19 protein-coding genes are annotated in these 16,730 nt (G+C 67.4%); all 19 read right to left on the reverse strand.

The features are described 5' to 3' along the window. Positions 1-4 precede the first annotated feature (4 nt). The 19 genes from BLU62_RS19515 to BLU62_RS19605 all read right to left on the reverse strand — a co-directional run bounded on the left by BLU62_RS19515 (position 5) and on the right by BLU62_RS19605 (position 16,728). Complete coding sequence (locus BLU62_RS19515) at positions 5-1,651, reverse strand: Gp37-like protein (RefSeq protein ID WP_074851517.1); 1,647 nt, start codon at positions 1,649-1,651, stop codon at positions 5-7. Beyond that, a complete protein-coding gene (locus BLU62_RS19520) occupies positions 1,648-2,508 on the reverse strand; it encodes a phage tail family protein (protein WP_074851519.1) in 861 nt (286 codons plus the stop codon). Before BLU62_RS19520 ends, BLU62_RS19515 begins: the two co-directional genes overlap by 4 nt. Next, positions 2,505-7,997 (reverse strand): phage tail protein, encoded by a 5,493-nt coding sequence (locus BLU62_RS19525; protein WP_074851520.1) that lies wholly within the window; start codon positions 7,995-7,997, stop codon positions 2,505-2,507. The genes BLU62_RS19520 and BLU62_RS19525 overlap by 4 nt, the downstream gene beginning before the upstream one ends. 120 nt (positions 7,998-8,117) lie before the next feature. Further along, entirely contained in the window at positions 8,118-8,399 is a 282-nt protein-coding gene (locus BLU62_RS19530) for a hypothetical protein (RefSeq protein ID WP_074851521.1), read from the reverse strand. Positions 8,400-8,491: 92 nt separating this feature from the next. Further along, positions 8,492-8,902, reverse strand: a complete 411-nt coding sequence (locus BLU62_RS19535; protein ID WP_074851523.1) for a hypothetical protein — start codon at positions 8,900-8,902, stop codon at positions 8,492-8,494. A 102-nt stretch (positions 8,903-9,004) separates the two neighbouring features. Beyond that, complete coding sequence (locus BLU62_RS19540; RefSeq protein WP_074851525.1) at positions 9,005-9,643, reverse strand: phage tail tube protein; 639 nt, start codon at positions 9,641-9,643, stop codon at positions 9,005-9,007. Between the two features lie 105 nt (positions 9,644-9,748). Continuing rightward, entirely contained in the window at positions 9,749-10,168 is a 420-nt protein-coding gene (locus tag BLU62_RS19545) for a hypothetical protein (RefSeq protein WP_074851527.1), read from the reverse strand. Then, positions 10,165-10,452, reverse strand: a complete 288-nt coding sequence (locus tag BLU62_RS19550) for a hypothetical protein (protein ID WP_074851528.1) — start codon at positions 10,450-10,452, stop codon at positions 10,165-10,167. The genes BLU62_RS19545 and BLU62_RS19550 overlap by 4 nt, the downstream gene beginning before the upstream one ends. Beyond that, on the reverse strand, positions 10,445-10,735 hold the full coding sequence (locus tag BLU62_RS32915; RefSeq protein WP_074851530.1) for a hypothetical protein: 291 nt from the start codon (positions 10,733-10,735) through the stop codon (positions 10,445-10,447). Before BLU62_RS32915 ends, BLU62_RS19550 begins: the two co-directional genes overlap by 8 nt. Next, positions 10,732-11,067, reverse strand: a complete 336-nt coding sequence (locus tag BLU62_RS32920) for a hypothetical protein (protein WP_074851531.1) — start codon at positions 11,065-11,067, stop codon at positions 10,732-10,734. Before BLU62_RS32920 ends, BLU62_RS32915 begins: the two co-directional genes overlap by 4 nt. Before the next feature lie 5 nt (positions 11,068-11,072). Continuing rightward, positions 11,073-11,273, reverse strand: a complete 201-nt coding sequence (locus BLU62_RS19565) for a hypothetical protein (RefSeq protein WP_139180052.1) — start codon at positions 11,271-11,273, stop codon at positions 11,073-11,075. Next, positions 11,266-11,466, reverse strand: coding sequence for a hypothetical protein (locus BLU62_RS19570; protein WP_074851535.1), 201 nt, complete (start codon positions 11,464-11,466; stop codon positions 11,266-11,268). The genes BLU62_RS19565 and BLU62_RS19570 overlap by 8 nt, the downstream gene beginning before the upstream one ends. Before the next feature lie 8 nt (positions 11,467-11,474). Continuing rightward, positions 11,475-11,837 carry a hypothetical protein gene (locus BLU62_RS19575; protein ID WP_074851537.1) on the reverse strand — a complete coding sequence of 121 codons (363 nt, stop codon included), beginning with the start codon at positions 11,835-11,837 and terminating at the stop codon, positions 11,475-11,477. Continuing rightward, positions 11,837-12,229 (reverse strand): hypothetical protein, encoded by a 393-nt coding sequence (locus BLU62_RS19580; RefSeq protein WP_074851539.1) that lies wholly within the window; start codon positions 12,227-12,229, stop codon positions 11,837-11,839. The genes BLU62_RS19575 and BLU62_RS19580 overlap by 1 nt, the downstream gene beginning before the upstream one ends. Continuing rightward, positions 12,226-12,732, reverse strand: a complete 507-nt coding sequence (locus BLU62_RS19585) for a hypothetical protein (RefSeq protein WP_139180053.1) — start codon at positions 12,730-12,732, stop codon at positions 12,226-12,228. Before BLU62_RS19585 ends, BLU62_RS19580 begins: the two co-directional genes overlap by 4 nt. Beyond that, positions 12,732-13,661 (reverse strand): phage major capsid protein, encoded by a 930-nt coding sequence (locus BLU62_RS19590; RefSeq protein WP_084811838.1) that lies wholly within the window; start codon positions 13,659-13,661, stop codon positions 12,732-12,734. The genes BLU62_RS19585 and BLU62_RS19590 overlap by 1 nt, the downstream gene beginning before the upstream one ends. A gap of 3 nt (positions 13,662-13,664) precedes the next feature. Further along, a complete protein-coding gene (locus tag BLU62_RS19595) occupies positions 13,665-14,075 on the reverse strand; it encodes a structural cement protein Gp24 (protein ID WP_074851543.1) in 411 nt (136 codons plus the stop codon). A 2-nt stretch (positions 14,076-14,077) separates the two neighbouring features. After that, the gene (locus tag BLU62_RS19600) at positions 14,078-15,364 is read right to left on the reverse strand and encodes a head maturation protease, ClpP-related (RefSeq protein ID WP_244278263.1); all 1,287 of its coding nucleotides are present in this window, start codon (positions 15,362-15,364) and stop codon (positions 14,078-14,080) included. Beyond that, positions 15,364-16,728, reverse strand: a complete 1,365-nt coding sequence (locus tag BLU62_RS19605) for a phage portal protein family protein (RefSeq protein ID WP_074851545.1) — start codon at positions 16,726-16,728, stop codon at positions 15,364-15,366. Before BLU62_RS19605 ends, BLU62_RS19600 begins: the two co-directional genes overlap by 1 nt. Between the last annotated feature and the right edge of the window lie 2 nt (positions 16,729-16,730).

Here is a 16,730-nt window from a genome sequence, read left to right on the forward strand (position 1 = left end):
TAGGTCATTCGCTCAGTGCGGCTCGTGTGAGCCAGGTGCCGAATCGGCGGATCTTGCCCAGGGCGATCGACCCGGGTTCGCGTTCGGCGTCGGGCCGTCCGATCTGCAGCGTCAACTTGCCGCGCACGCTGCGTGAGTCCTCGTAGGTGATCTCTTCGAGGTACTCGACCTCGACCTTCCCGTCGGCCATCTGCACACCGACGAGGTCGCCGAGCTGCAGGTCCTTGCCGATGTAGTAGGGCGATCCGTTCTGCACCGAGATGGCGTGCGAGATGTACGGTCTCGTCGCCCAGTGCGCCGACTTCATCCCCGACAGCGTCTCCATCGACAGTCCGGTCGACGACGACTCGGCGAACGTCTCCTTGAACCGCCACGGACCGGCCTCGTTGGCGCGCTGGATGTCCTCGGAGGTGTGGAACGCCATGACGGTGTCCTTGACGACACCCTCGAACGCGCCGAGCTCGAGGTTCGTCAGGAACGGCAGGATCGGTGCCGCCGCACCGCCGGTCGCGGCGACCAGCGCGGCGCCGACCGCCGCCCCGATCCCCGACAGCAGCATGTTGGCGCCGGTGACCAGCAGCGTGTTGACCCACTCCGGCGACTTGCCACCAGCGGTCACCCGCGACGCCATCGCCGTGTGGGTGGTCTGCTCGTACTCGTCTGCGGGCGTGTACTTCCCGGTGGTGTACACCGCGATCGGCTTGTTCGCGATCGTCCCCTCGACCTTGTCGAGGTACTCCTGGTAGCGGTCGTCGCCGAGGATCGGATACAGCACCCAGCCGAGCAGGTCGGTACCCATCTGGATGCCGGTGCGGAAGAATCCGTCGATCGCGGTGCCGGTCCAGCCGACCGGTTGGCCCTTCTCGACGAAGTCGAGGATCAGCTTCGGCCGGTCGAGATGGATGAATTCGGGGAACGGCTGCGGGTCGACGTCGGGGTCGAAGAACTGGTAGACGATCTGCAGGTCGTTGGCCTGGCACACCTCGGTGAAGGCGGTGAGCGCCTCGTCCATCCGCCACGACGCCGAATCCCATTTCGAGGTGTCGCCGATGAACTTGTTGCGCGGGTTGACGATGATCGGGTGCAGCGCCTTCTTCACCACGTTCCACGCGTCGGGCGCGAACAGGTTGCCCGTCGGGATCGAGAACAACTCGCCCTGCAGCCGAACGAGGTTCGCGGCCAACGCCAGCGCGCACATGCTGGCCGACGGCCCCAGCCCGAACCAGTACTTGATCGGCTGGAACTCGGCCACCGACCACGGGCACGGCCACAACCGGATCCACGCCAGGTGCTCCAGCGCGCCGATCGCCTCGACCTCGTAGTAGCGCTTCAACCCCTTACGGGTGCGGGTGAACTTCGTGATGAACCACAACGTCGTGTAGCCCGGGAGCCGGACCACGATCGGCCGGACCGTCGCCTTCGGCTGCCCGTCGAGATAGTCGCCGTAGTGGTCGTCGCACGGCAGGAGCATCGTCAGCCCGCCGGCCGCCGACTTCTTGTCGGTGAACTTGAGGTCTTGGTAGTCGCCGGAGATAGACCAAATCGCCATCTCCTTGGTGCGGAGCTCGACGACCGCCTTCGGGTTCTTGTAGGTGTCCCGCTCGGACTGTTCGTCGTGGGTGAGCGTCGCGAACGCACCGCGGACGCTCACAGCAGACCCTCGTGCTGCTGGCGGCAGATGACCCACAGCTCGGTGTTGGCGTTGCCGCCGGTGACGGTGATGTCGACGCGCGTCACCTCACCCTCCGGGACCGGGTGGGTGTACTTGCGGCCCTTCATCAGTGGCCACAGGTTGCGGCCCGTCTTCGCCGACCGGATCGTCGGGCGCGCCTCGTCGGTGTTGATCAGGATCGTCTCGCCCGCCAGGACGGTGAACGGGTGATCGACGTCGTTGCCGGCGTACCGCAACCGCAACCGTCCCGGCCCCTGGAACGCGAACTGCGGCCACGCCTGCCACAGCGGGCCCGGGTAGATCGACACCGACCCCTTGCCCGTGTTGGTCGTGTTCTTCCACGAGTCGGCGTGATCGGCGGCCCGCGGGATCGGGTGCTCGACGATCAGCATCAGTTCGAAGTTGGCGGCCGACGTCCTGCTCGGGTCGAAGGGGAACGTCGGCTTCAGGTAGCCGAGCCGTGCGGCAACCCACCGCCACCCGGTGGAGTTGGTGTACACCGCGAGCCACCCGACCTCGTGCCGGCGGATGAGGGTCCGCAGGTGCTCGACGCGGCGCCGGAAGTCGTCCGGGTTGGCGCCGAGGATGAACAGCGGCACATCGAGTTCCGCGTGATCGAGGGTCTCGCCGACATAGTCCTCGCCCCACTGGCGGGCGGCGGCATCGAACAGCGCCTTCACGTCGAGGTGCCCGATGCCATCGATCCCGCCCGTCGACAACCACGCACCCAGTTCGGGTGGCGCGGTCTTCTTCGCACCCGACAGGCGGACGCGTTCGCCCTTCGGCGAGATCCACTCGACGATCGTGTGATCGGTCAGGACTGCACGGTTGTTCATCCCCACCCGCCCACGAGTTGTTCGGACCGGGTCGCGCGGCGAACCTCGCGGCCGGTCTTGAGTGCTGCCTCATCCGGGTCATGCGTGTACTGGTTCTCGACCCACACGAGCGGGGCGTCGCGGTGCCCGGTCGACGACTGGGAGTCGTCGCCTTCGTTCGGCATCCGACCGCTCGACCGCATCGCCGCGGCACCGAGGTCGGCGACGGACTTGAACTCGGCCGCCGACGGCAACGCCTCGAGCATCGAATCGATCGACGCCCACTGCGCGCCGTTGAGGATCGGTTCGGGACGCTTCGACAGGTTGAGCGCGAGGCCACCCGGTTTGAGCCAGCCACCCTGGTCGTAGATCCCGAACTTGTCGACGAGCTCAGTCGCCCTCGGCATACGCTCGGCATACTTCCCGGGGAACGCGCTGCGCTGCACCGCCTGTGCCGCGGCACCCATGTCCATCGTTTCCCAGCCGGGAATCTTCATCAGCGCGTCGTAGAACATCTTCGCCGAGCGGTGCGGATCCATCCGGTCGGCGACAGTGCCCCACCCTGCCTGCCGTTGCTGGAATAGGCCGATCGAGTCGTGGTCAGAGCTGACGGCGTCGTGCGGGAATTTCAGCGATTCCGGGACGGCGTTGTTGGCGTACATCTTCATCGGGTCGCCGACCTCGACGAGCGCCGTCGCGTTTCCGATGATCGCGGCCCGCTTGGACAGACCCATCTTCTTCGCCTGCTCGGTGATGGCGAACGGGTACTTCTCCCAGCCACCTGGCGCGAGGTCGGGCATCTTCGTCGTTGACGGCGTCTGCCCCTGCTCGATCGTCGTGCCGTCGCCGTACACCGGGTCTGTCGCGCTGGGCGTCGTCGTGGTGCTCAGCGAGCTGGTGCCCGCACCGCCGGCCGTACTGGCTGATGCGGCGTCCCCTGGTCGAGGGATGAGACCGGAGATGGTGTCGAAGATCTTCCCGAACCCGAAGAAGTCGGCGGTGTCCTTGGCCATCGACTCGGCCGCCACCATCGGGGTGTCGCGGATCGTGGTCGCGCTGGCGCGGTACCCCTCGATCCGGGCGGTGCTGTCCTCGAGCGCCTTGCGCTCCATGTCGTGACGCTTCTGCACCGCGGCGAGTTGCTGACCGGTGAGGCCCTTGATCTCCTGCTCGTGGCGCGCGGTCATCTGATCGGAGATCTGCTGCTGCGCCGCGCTCGCCGCCTCCGGCGACTGCCCCGAGAACACAGACCGGAACGCCTCCATCATGTCCTTGACGGTGGTGAGCTGGTCCCAGTTGAGGACCGCCTCGGGCTTGCCAGTTTCGTTGCGCACCAACGACAGACCCCTCGGCAGGTAACCGCCCTGGTCGCGCAGCAGACCGCCGAGAGCCTTGAACGGCGACTTCACCACGTTCGTGACGATCGAGGTGACCTTCTTCGCCGCGTCGTACGCACCCTTGAGCTTGTCTCCGAGCTTCGCCGCCAGATTGAACGCCGTCTCGATCGCCTTCGTCTTGGTGATGTCGAAGATCTTCGGCGGGATTCCCAGCCACTCCGGGGGCGGCGAACCGACGATCGACGTCAGGCCCTGCTTGATGGGATTCAGTGCCTTGTCGATGATCTCGGAGATCTTCTTCTTGACGATATTGAGCATCTCCGCGGTCGACGGGCCGCCGAATCCGTCGGTGACGAGGCCCTCGGGCACGACGTTCGGGTTGACGTTCTGCGGCTTCCACCACAGGTGCGGGTGGTCCATGTGGTTCTGCGTTGGCGATCCGCGGTCGCCCATCGGCTCGCGCCGCATCTTCGGCGGGTACCACATCGCCTGTTGCCAGATGGAGTGCTGCAGTGGGAACTTCGGGTTGTTGGCGTGCGCGAAAGCATTCACCTGGTCGCCGAGCTTCTTGTCCGAGCCGACCATCACGTCGAGCGCGCGGCCCGACGGGTGCTCGTCGAAGTTGTCCTGGCGGTAGCCGCCGATGTCCTTGATCTTCGGCCACAGCTTGAAGATGATGCGGCGCATCAGCTGACCGATCGCCTGCAACCCGCCCTCACCGGGCATCGGGGAGAGCTTCTGCCCCGCCGCGACCGCGCCGCCCTTCTCGAAACGAGGCAGCGGGCCGCCCTCGGACACCGGGCTCAGCCCGCCGGGGGTCCAGGTGAACGGGCGCCCGGAGTCGACCATGTTGCGCATCCGGTACATCGCGCCGTGACCGCCGGCACGTCGGACGTCACGCACGTCCCACACGTGTTCGTCGGGCATCATCAGCGCGTGGACGGAGTCCTTGCCCCGCTTGGCACCTGACCCCATCGGGACGGGGCCGCCGTCCTTGAACGCGACCTCGGCGACAGGCTTCATCGGGTTGAGCCCGGGGAGGAATCCGGCGATTGTGTTCCACGCGGGCAGCAGGCCCTTGTTCCAGACGGTGCCGAGGACGAAGTTGATCGGCTTCGCGACGAAGCTCTTGATCTTGTCCCAGGCGTTGCCGATCCCGGTGACGATGGTGTCGAAGAATCCGCCGACGGCGCTCAGTCCGGACTTGAGGGCATCCCACGCGGGGGTGATGATGTTGTCGACGACCCAACGGATTCCGGCGCCGAGGGCATCCCAGGTGGGCTTGATCACGTTGTTCCACAGGAATTTGAACGCTTCGCCGAGGATGTCGAGGCTGCGGCGGAACGAGTCCCACGCGGGCTTGATCAGGGTGTTCCACACCCAGCCGATGACGCCGCCGATTCCACGCATCGCGGGACCAATGACGGTGTTCCACAGCCACATCACGACGGGTCCGACGACGTTGCGGAACAGGCCAACCCACAGACCGAAGTAGAGTTTCGCTGCGTTCCACGCGACGCTGATCACCCATTTGATGGCGTTGAAGGCTGGCGTGATGACGTTGCGCCACAGCCACATCACGACAGCGCCGACGGCGCGGAGCGCGGTCATCAGCGCGGGCCACACCGTCTGCTGCAGCCAGGACCAGACGACGCCGACGGCCATCTTGATGCTGTTCCACGCGGTGGTCCAGATCTTGCGGCCGATCTCGGTCTTGGTGAAGAACAGGACGAGGCCGGCGACCAGCGCGCCGATTGCGACGATGATCCAGGTGATCGGCGATGTCGCGATTGCGAGCGCGATACCGAAGGCTGTTGTTGCGGCGGTGGCGATGCCGGTGGCGATCGAACCGACGAGCTGGGCCGTCTTGTACGCCGCGAGGGCGATCGTGTTGCGGCGGATCGCGGTTGTGCCGGCGCCGGTGGCCGCGGCGTACACACCTTGGACGACCGACGCGACGGCCATGACGGCGTTGTAGAGCGTCATCGCCATAGTGATCGCCTTGACCGTCACCGCGAGAGTCAGCAGCAGCGGAGCCATCGGCCCGAGGTGCGACATCACCGTGGCGATGTGGGGCGCCATGACGGCGAGGATCGTGGCCCACGGGGAGAACGCATGCACGATCCCGGGGATGATCGGAGCGAGGTTAGTGAGCGCTTGCCCGAGTGCCGGCATGAGCCGTTCGGCCATCTGCACGAGGCCGGGGGTCGCCTGGGTGATCGCCGCGCCGACTGACCGCATCCCGGGGGCGAGTCCGGACGCCGACACACGACCGAGTTGCATGAACGCCGCCCAGAGTGGGCCGACGACCGCGGTGACGTTCTGGATGACGGTCTTGACCTGGTTGAACGCGTCGGTGAAGTACTGCTTGATGCGGCCGGACTGCTGGGCCTGCACGAGCATGTTCGACAGGGATGTCGCGCCCTCCGTCGCGCCCGCGACCATGGGGGCGAACGCTTCCCCCGCGCCGGCGGCGATTGATGCGAGTCCGGGGGCGAGGGCGCCGAGCGCGGTACCGGCCTGCGCCGCCATGCCCGACGAGGTGCGCAGCCACGACGACACGATCGGGATGCCCTGCGCGGAGTTCATCCAGTCGACGACCGAGCGGGCGCCGGTGTTGAACCCGCCGTTGACGGTGTTGATCGCCGTCCCGAGCCGCGGCAGCCACGTGTCGGCGAGCAGCGGGAGTCGCTGGGCGAGACCGGCGAACAGCGTGTCCTGTCCTCCGCGCTGGATCGCGTCCCATGCGGGCTTGACGCCCATCGCGGACTCGACGAACGAGCGGGCGTTCGTGGACAGCTTCGCCATCGCCTCGGCCTGCTTGTCGGCGGCCGCGCTCGCGCCGGTGTCCTTCGGTTGGCGGGCGTCGGCGAGCGCCTCTTGTGCGTCCCTGGTGGCTTCGGTGGCGTCGCGCAGCCGCTCCTGGGCGGCGACGACCTCGTCGGAGCCCTCGACACCCTTGCGTCGGGTGGAGGCCGCGTCCTTCGCGAGGTCGTTGTTGTCGCGCTGCACCTCGGCGAGCCGAAGTTCGGCTTCCTGCACTGCGAGGACCGCGCGTTCGCGCTCGGTGCCGGTCTCGAATCCGCCCTTCGCGAGGTCGGCGCGCGCCTCCCGCAGCGACAGCTGGGCGTCGCGCTCGGACAGGGCGGCGCCACGGAGCTGCAGATCGAGGTCGCGGAGCTTCTTGCGGGCGTCGTCGCGGGCCTTCGACACGTCTTCCTGCGCGTCCTTCTCGGCCTCGACCGCTTTCGTCAGGCCCCGTTCGGCGCGCGCGATGTCCTTGGTGTTGTCGACGACCTTCGCCGCGCTACCGGCGCCGGAGGTGCCCATCTCCTTGAACGCGTCGCCGACGCCCATCAGGCCGAGCTTCAGTCCGGCGATCGACGCGCCGAGCGCGGAGAGTCCGGCGATGCCGATTCCGCCGGCCGCCGACCCGAGGGTGACGATCGCGGCGCTCAGCGCGACGAGGGCGGGCGCCGCGGTGCTCGCGATGCCGATGAGGGCGGCGAGTCCGACGGTGAGCATGCCGATCACGCGGGTGACGCGCATGACGCGGCCGAGGGTCCGGACTGCCGCCGACAGGACCAGCACCGCGGCGGTGGCGCGCGCGACGTCGCGGGCGAGACGACCGGCGAGTGCCGCGACGGCTCTCAGCCAGCCGGCGAGTTTCGCCAACCCTTGACCGGCGAGGAGCCTCATCGCGACGGCGCCCGCCATCACCTGTACGGCGAATCCACGCATGATCCTCGACGCCCACATGGTGGCGGTGGCGATCGTGCTGATGTGTCGGACGGTTCCCCGGAACCCGTTGTTGACCAGCCCGACAGTGGCGGCGATCCCGACGAGGCCGTTGCGGACGCCGCGGACGAACCCGCGGCCGTAGTTTCGGCCGTGCTCGTCGCCTGCCCGTGTGTAGTCGATGTGGTTGAGGCCGTCGTTGATGCCGAGTGCACCTTGGTGGCCGGCGGTGCGGCCGATGCCGCGCATCTGGGCGGCGAGCTTCGCCATCCGCGCCTTGACCGAGTTGACGCCGATGTTCCCGCGGGACAGTCCGTCGTCGACGCCGCGCGCCGCGGACCGTCCGGATTCGCGGCCGCCGCGCGCGAACTCCTTCTCCATCGCGGCGGAGCCCGCCCGGGCCGCGCCCGACGCCTCCTTCACCACAGTGGCCATGAACCCCTTCGCTGAGGGAGCTACGGGCACGTACACGACATCTTCGGCCAACGGATTCCACCTCCGATCTGGGAAAGAGAGACAGAACGACCCCCGAAAGCGGTTGCCGTCGGGGGTCGTTCAGAGAGAGTCGAGGAACGCCATGACGTCCTCGGACGAGTGGTCACCACGGTTGCCGTACTTCGTGGGCTCGTCCTCGTCGACGTCGGTCCACGGGTACTTCGGGTGCTCTTTGGGCACCTTCACCTTGGGCTTTCCGAGCCGGTTGGAGATGCTGGCGGTCTGAATCTGCATGAGACGCACTTGCATCCACAGCAGTTGCTCGATCCAGCCCCACTGCTGCCCACCGGTCTTGGCCTGATCGATCGCCGTCCGGCCCTGGGGTAGACCGTCGATCAGCACCCGCAGTTTGCGGAGGGTGATCTCGCCGCGGTGATACCGGGCGAGAACACCCCGCGCGTTGGCCGGGTCACACAGACCCGGGTACGTCGCGTCTAGCGCTGCTTCGACTTCTTCGACGCCGCGCGGCGCGAGGAGCGATTCCGCCGAGTAGGGTTTCCCTGCAGCTCATCGCGAATCTTCTTGCCGTAGTCGGTGAATGCCTGGTTGAACATCCACGACTCACCGCCGGCCGCGAGGAACTCCTCGTACTGGGTTTCGCCCATGTACCAGGCGGCGACGTCGATGTCGGCGGTCAGCGTTTCGAGCTGGTCCTTTTCGGCGTCGGTGAGGAACTGCATGTCCCGGACGACCCAGTCGCGGCCCTGGAATTTGAAGGTGAACGTGTCACCCTCGGTCTTGTCGAACGACTTGCCTTCGAAGTCGAAGGTGTGGAGCGTCGCGCCCTCTTCGGCGCGCGCCTCTTCGCGCTGGGCGATGTAGAGGTCGAGATCGATGTCAGCCATGGCAGGCCCCTTTCAGAGTTCGGCAGGTCCAGAGGTGAAGCAAGGGTGCGGGGTGGGGCGGACCTGCCAGGGAAACTCCCCGCCCCGCACCCGTCTCGGGGGCTACGGCGTCGGCGGCACGTACTCCTGGAGGCCGGTGGTGTCCCAGCCCTCCATGAAGATCCGGCGGCGAGACAGCGCGTTGCCGTCGGGGCCGTCCTCGCCCGGGAAGCCGGTGACGGTGACGTTGTAGCCGATCATCTCGTCGGACTTGTAGGTGATCTCGCCGCGCTCGGTCACCTGGGCGGCCGCGAGGCAGGTGCGGCGGGCGCGCGACCCGTCGACGACGGTCAGCACCAGCTTGTGCTGCTTGACGTCGGGCTTGCCCGACTCGTCGAAGAACACCGACCCGTCGTCGTTGACGAACATGTCGTCCGCGTCGACGCCGTAGTAGAACCCGGCGGTCGCCAGGGTCGACTGCCACAGCGTGAACTCGAGCGTCACGACGGACTTGGTGATCTCATAGCGGATCGCCGAGTTCTCCTGCCACGGAACGAATTCCTGGTTGTCCTCGTCGCGGCCCTCGGTCACACCGTCGTCGGAGATGTACCCGAGGTTGGTGTAACCACCCGGCCCGGTGGTCGTCAGGTTGCTCATGTCGTGCGGGAGCACACCCGCGGTGAGCGATGCGATGTCGATGCGGCCGGTGACGCCGACGCGCGCGGCCTCGGCCTTGAACCCATCGATGGTTGGGACTGCCATCACGTCCTCCTCATTCTGCGTGTAGGCATGTGGAAGCAGCCCCTATCGGAGGGGTCTGCGGTGAACGGTCCTGGCAGGTCCGGATCTTGGGTGCCGCGAGGCGAATCAGGCTGTGTCGCGGCCGATGTGGAAGTGGTACTCGCCGTGCTCGCGCTTCACGCGCGGGTTGAAATCAGTCGCCCGGGAGAACGCCGACACCTCGATCACCTTCTTGATCTCGATGTCGTCGCGATACACGAGGGAGAACAGGATCCCGCGGGTGCGGGCGGCGTACTCGCGGGACTGTTCTCGGTTGCGGCCGAGGATGTAGAAGTCGGCGGCGAACACGTCGATGAGCGGGCCGCCGCCGGCCTGCCACGGCACCGCCCGGGATCCGCCGGGGACGTCCTGGACGAGGACGATCGGGAAGCGATTCTCGAGCGCCGTCTGGGGTGGGAGTTCGTCGCCGACGTAGGCCAGCGGGAGGGCAGTGTTGAGCGCCCCGATCACCTTCTCGAGGGCGTCGGGGAATCCGTTGTCGGTCATCGGGAGCCGATGGCCCTTCGGAGGGTGCGGCGTCGGACGGTGGTGGAGTTGCCGTGTTCGCCGTCGGCGTCGGTTGATTCGACGTGGACAACGAACCGGCCGTTGCCGATGGTGCGTTCGGACATGGTGATGTCGGCGCGGCCGTCGTTCTCGGCCTGGTCGATGCGGCGGGCGCGGGCGGCGATCTCGCGGGCCCGGGCGCGTACGGCGCGGCGCACCTTCGGCATCCGGTTGAGGTCGCGGAACATGCGGTCCGCGTCGATCCGCACCAGATCGTCAGCCACGGCGCAGCTCATTCTGTCGGCGGATGGCGTCGAGCCGGCTCTCGAACTGCTGCTCCGGACCCGGCGCCGGCATGTCCTCGGGCTCCTCCGGCTTCTGCGGCAGCGCCGCGACCGTGCGGACCTGGTCGACGTCGAGGACGAGCGTGACAACTGTGTGCCCGTCCTCGGCGACCGCACGCGCCTGGATGCCTGACAGCGAGAACGGCAGATCCGTCCCGTCGAACACGACGACGTCGCGCGCGTAGTCGAACACCACCTCGCAGGGTGCGGGCTGCTCGGTCATGGCGCGATCCGAATCCACCACTGGTGCTGGCCGGGGGCGGGGATGTCTTCTGCGAACGCCTCCACCAGCGCCAGGCGGCCCTCGTACGAGGGCCGACGCAGTCGCACAGCGTCGGCATTCGGCGAGAGGGGGAAGGCGGTCCCGCTGCCCTGGACCTCGAGGCTCACTTCCTGGGCGACGTGGACGCGGTGTCCGTAGTCGTAATGGCGGTGGAGCTCGCTCCGGATGAGGACGCTGGGGCCGGTCGCGATGAAGATCCCGTCGGCGAAGTGACAGACGACCGGGCCGTCGAGCGTCTCGGTCCACTGGGACGCAGAGGTGGAGACGGCCATGTCAGTCAGTCCTGCTCGCCATCGCGCGGGATCACTTCCACGTCGGACGCGATGATCGGGATCGTCACGGTCGGAATCGCGTGCGGGTTGGCGATGTCGTCGACGTCCGGTCCCTGTTCGGCGATCATCCACGGGAACTCGGCGCCGTCGATGAACACCTTCCGCTGGTTGCGGTCGATCGTGATCTTGTTCGCCACCTCAGGCATCGTCCGCTCCCTTCTGGGTCGCGCGAGCGCTGATCCACTGACCTCGCGCGAAGATCGCTACGTTGTCGGAAGTTTCGACGAGCAGCTCACCTGCGTCGCTGGCTTCGATCGACGCGGGTTCGGTGCTCTCGAAGACCTCAGGTTCGGGGAACCCAATGAGATTCACCGTGACGGTGCTGGCGTGTTCGGGCATGGCAGGTCCTATCCGTTCTTGTATTCGAGGGTGAGTTCGACGTGGTCGACGCCGGACTCGAATTCGGGTGATGGCCAACGCTTGATCTCGCCGACGACGTCGAGGTCGCGGCCCGCATGGGCGACACGGTCGGTCGGCTCGACGTCGAGGTTCTTGCCCCGCGGGGTGCAGAGCCACCACACGGTGCGGGTCGCGACGCGTGTGCCGTTCTCATCGGTCTCGTACTGAGTGCGGGGCTGCACCTCGACACCGAACGGCACCGGGAGGCGTTGCGCCCCTTCCCACGACAGCATCTCGCCGTCGGGGTTGTACTTGTCCGACACCTTGACCGGCCGGACGATCTGCACCTGCTCGGTGTAGAACTTGGCCATCAGTAGTTGTTTCGCGGGAAGTTCCAGCGCGGCTTCGGCTTCGACGACACACCGAGCTGCGCCCAGTGATACGGCGTGAACACCAGCAACGCGTCCGGGTTGATCAGCTTCCCGCCGTTGGTCTTCTCGCCGACCGTCGTGGTGAAGGTGCTGAGGCCGGGCATCGATGCGCGGGCCTCGTCTGATTCGAGGACCGATCGAACCACCTGGAACGACACGAGTTTCGCGTCCGGGTCGTCGACCGCGAGGTGCGGAACGTGCCGACGGATGCGGCGAGCCGCCGCGGCGAGGAGCTGCTCGGCGTAGACACACTCGGCATTGGAGAGGGGACGCCACTGCGTGACGAACTCTTCAACTGTCAGGAACGGGACCGTCCCCTCTCCGCTGGTCATCCGAACTTGCCGATCAGCTGGTCCTTGGTGTGGGCCTCGGCCTCGGCCCGCTCCATGCCCTGGGTGACCGCGTAGTCCTCCCACTTCTTCACCGGAGCGGTCTTGAGGGGCTTCTTCACCTGCCCCGTCGACTGCGTGACCGGCTCGGTCACCGGGGGTTCGACGACAGCGGCCGCGCCAGCCTGCGTCGGCTCGACCGGCTCCACGGGCGCGGTCTGAGCGGCGGGTTCGGTCGGCTCCGTCGGCTCGACCTGTGCGTCGGCGTCGGCCTGAGCCAACGCCTCAGCCTGAGCGGCAGCCGCCGCGGCCGCTTCCTCCTCGGCCTCCAGAGCCGCCGCCTCTGCCGCCTCAGCTGCGGCGACCGCCTCGGGGGTGATGATCGCCTTCGCGCGCAGCAACCGCGGCACCTCCGACTCCGGCGGGGACACAGCATCACCCTTGCGGTGCCGCACCCCGTCGGCGTCGCGCCACGAGTCGGCCGCCAGAATGTAGAACCCGGACATCACTGGATCCCGGTGATCCAGCAGGCGGCCTCCGGCTCGTCCACGCCGATCATGCGGATCTGGGTGGTGTCCGAACGCCACGACTCCGTCGGGCCGCCGTTGGGGCCGCCACCCTCGGGGTAGAGCCCGGTCGACTCGAGGGAGCGCGGGTCGGCGTAGAAGCCGATCACGTTGCGCTGGGCGACCAACGCCCGATCCAGCGGCCACAGCGGCGAATGCAGCACGTTGAGGTTCAGCACCTTGTTCGGCAGCTTCCCGGTGTAGCGGATGCTCTGATCGGCGACGTTGCCGACGTAGATCTTGTTGAACTCGTCGTCGTCCATGAAGTCGTACAGGAGAGACGAATTCAGCACGAGGGTGTCCGGCACGTAGCCCTTCGGCTTCGTGGGGTCACCGTCGTGCAGGGCGCTGGCGACGGTCTTCGCCGCCTCCTTGATGTCGGTCCGGATCTTCGGCGACACGGCGTCCCACGCGGCGGTGGCCGCATGCTCGGGCACCGAGGCGTCCTCGATGGCCTCACGGAATGCGCTGTCGTTGGCGCGGATCACCGTGTTGGCGGTGCCCGTCACCTGCTTGCGCACCTTGTCGATCTGGTTGAAGTCCCGCATCTCGCGCGAGACCCGCACAGCGGCACCGACCTTGACGCCGCGAGCCACCTCGGGCAGCCCCTCGCCCAGGTCGAACACGGGGATCTCGCCGAACTCCGCGACGGCCTCGGGGTCGCCGTCGAGGAACAGCGGCGTCGACCGCTGGAACTGCACCAGCAGCGATCCCGGGTTGCCGGCGTTGCGGAAGAACGCCTCGCCCATGATGTTGTCGCGGACCAGGTCGATGACCCGCTGCGGGATCGCCCGCGGGTTGCCCATGACCTGATCGACGGTGATGTTGTTGCCGTCGTCGATCGACACGACGGGGGTGTTTGTTGCCACGGGTCAGCCTCCCAGCCGGACGAGGACGATGTTGTCCGCGCCTCCGATTTTTTCGATGACACGGCCGACGATCTGGGTGATCTTCGCCTCGGCCGGGGCCTTCTTGACCGCACCCGCGGTGTGCGCGACGACCAGGTCACCGGCGCTCGCGGAGTTGTTCGACTTCACCGGCACGACGGCCGGCGCCGACGCGACGGCCACCTGGTCGGTGCCGACGTACAGCACACCGGGCGTCGGGTCGGTCTTCGGTGCGGCGTCGGTGAGCGCGACACCGAGGACCTTCTCGGAGTCGGCGGTCGCCGGCACGGCGCTGCGCGGACCGTCACCCGGGTGCACCACCTGGCCGCCGACGATGGCGGCCTCGGCGGTGTGGGTGATTCGACCCTTCTCGAACTTCACGGTGATTCCGGCCATGATCAGCCCTCCAGTCCCTTGTAGGCGTCGCTCTCGCGAACGTTCTTGATGCTGTCCGGACCGGGCTCGGTCGAGTGCCCGACCTCCGACAGCGGTACGGCGGTCTCGTCGGGCAGATCGTTGAGCAGCTTGGTCGTGCCCTCGGTGTCGGCCTTCATCAGCGCGAGGAAGTGATCGCGGCGGGCCGCGGTGATCTTGCCCTTGCTGATGGCCGAGTCGACGACCCGCGCGTGCTCGCCCGCCACCTGCCGCTCACGCGCTTCGTTGCCGGCGGCGGCCTGCGCCGTCACCTCGTCCCACTTGGCCGAATCGACCAGCCGCAGACCGTGCTTGGCAGCAGCCTTGTTTAGGTCGCCGACCGACGGCTCTCCGGTTCCGCCGTCACCCGGCTGGGTGTCGTCGCTGCGCTCCTCGAGAGCTTCGTCGAGCGCCTTCAACGCGGTCTCGTCGTCCGCATCGGCGTCGATGCCGAGGCGCTCCGCGAGGCCTTCTTTGAGAGTGGCCACGGGGGCCTCCTTTCCTGACAGCCCCGCCGATGCCGCGGGGATGAATGGGGCCGGCGCCTGCTGGCGTCCGGCGTGCGCGAAAGCGCGGAGATCGAAGTGCGCTGCCGCCTTCTTCGAGTCGTCGTCGGACTTCGCGGCGATCACCTTGTCGGCGAGACCCGCCTCGACGGCTTCCTCAGCCGTGTACCAGGTTTCGGCCGTCATCGCCTTGCGCCAGTCCTTCACCTCACCGCCGGTCTTCTCGGCGTACATCGAGGCGATGTTGTCGCTCGCGCGGCCGAGCCACTCGGCGTACTCGGCCATGTCGGTGGCGTTGCCGATGCAGAACCCTCGGGCGTCGTGGATCATCATCTCGGTGTTGCGGCACATCACCACCTCGTCGCCGGCCATCGCGATGAAGCTGGCCGCCGACGCGGCGAGGCCGTCGACCTGGACGGTGATCGTCGCGTCGTGGTTGCGCAGCGCGTTGGTGATGGCGATCGCGTCGTAGACGTCGCCGCCGGGAGAGTTGATCCGCACCAGGATGTTCGATGCGTCGATCGCGTCGAGGTCGCGCACGAAGTCCTGCGCGGAGATGCCACCGAACCACGGGTCGGGATCGATGAAGTCGTAGATCATGATCTCGGCGTCGTCGCTGCCCGCCTCGTTGCGCACTCGGTACCACGGGTTGGTCGGCTTCTTGCCGTCCTTCTCGGCGCGAGTACGAGCCTCGCGTCGAGAGTCGGCGATCGATCGGGCAATCGGCTGGTTGAGCAGCGCGGACAGATTCATGAGGTCTCCCATCAGAAAAGTGCTCCCTGTTCGCCACGCGTGGCCGCGGGCATCCGCGGCAGCATGTTCGTGGTTGGTCCGCTGCTCGTCTTTTCGTCGGGAGCGCCATCCGTGTCGGGTTTGGCCGGGAACCCGAGCTGCTGGCGAACCTTCTGTTCCACCAGCACATCCGGGGACAGCAGCCCCGCTTCGACGAGCATCTTCAGTGCCGCGGCGGTCGCGTCCTGCCGGCTGCCGATCTCGTCGAACACGATCCGGGGTGCCGGTTCGTCGACGCCGAAGTTGATGTCGACGAGGTCCTCGACGATGTGGGCGGTCGCGGTGTCGCGGATCCATTCGGCGGTTGTCTGCACCGACTGGGTGAAGGTGTGTTCCTGCACGCTCGCCAGCGCGTACGACCCGCCGCCGCCCTCGAGGTTGAGGAAGTGCGCGAGACCGGCGATCGCGATCATGTTGTCGTGGTAGGCGATCGCGGCACCGATGTCGGGCAGCGTGCCGTTGGGCGCCAGTAGTTCCATCTTCGCGCCGAACGGCAGGCCGCCGCCGGCGTCGTCGCCGCCACGAAGGTTCTGCGCCATGTCGGCGATCTCGTCGACGTCGTCCTGCGTCGCGCCCTCGGCGGCGGTGCCCATCGGGACGCCCATCCCGATGCGCTTGATCGACATCGCCTGATACCGGATCAGTTCGTCCTTGATCAGCCAATGCTTGTACGACGGGCGTAGCAGCGAGTTGCCCCACCAGACGCCCGGGTCCTGGTCGCGCGAGTACACCACCAGTCGGCCGATCGGGATCTTCAACGGGTTGATCCCGTACAGCACTCGGCCGTTCGACGCGGGTGCGTACTGCTCGATCGACATCAGCCCACCGTCGAGCGCGACGTTCCAGTTCGAGATCGTGCGCTGCGGCCGCGGCGCGAGCTTGCGCAGGCTCGTGCGTCCCGCGTCGTCCGGCGGCCAGTACACCTGCTCGAACACGCTGTGCCCGTACGGCAGTGCGGTGAGCGCCTGTTGGAGGTGCTGCACCCACGAGAACTTGCCCTTCGTGCGCGTCGGCTGCGGCAGGTTGTCGCCACCCTCGATCGGCAGGTTCAGGTTCTTCGCGACGAACTCGGTCACCTCATCGCGCGCACCGTTCGCGGCGACCCGCCACGGCGTCCGACGGATCGGCAACGAGATCGCCGCGTGCAGGGACGACACCCGCGAGTCCTCGCGGAGCATCCGGGCGAAGGTCTCCACGCTTTCCGGCCACTGCAGATCCGGCACCCGCTCGTCCTGCACCCACTGGGGCCAGCTGTGACCGCCGGACGTGTCTGCGACGTACCCCTTCTCACGAATCGCCGGTTTCGGCGGCTTCGGCTGATCAACCTCGGTAGCCATGT

This window comes from Gordonia westfalica, assembly GCF_900105725.1.
Taxonomy (GTDB): Bacteria; Actinomycetota; Actinomycetes; order Mycobacteriales; family Mycobacteriaceae; genus Gordonia; species Gordonia westfalica.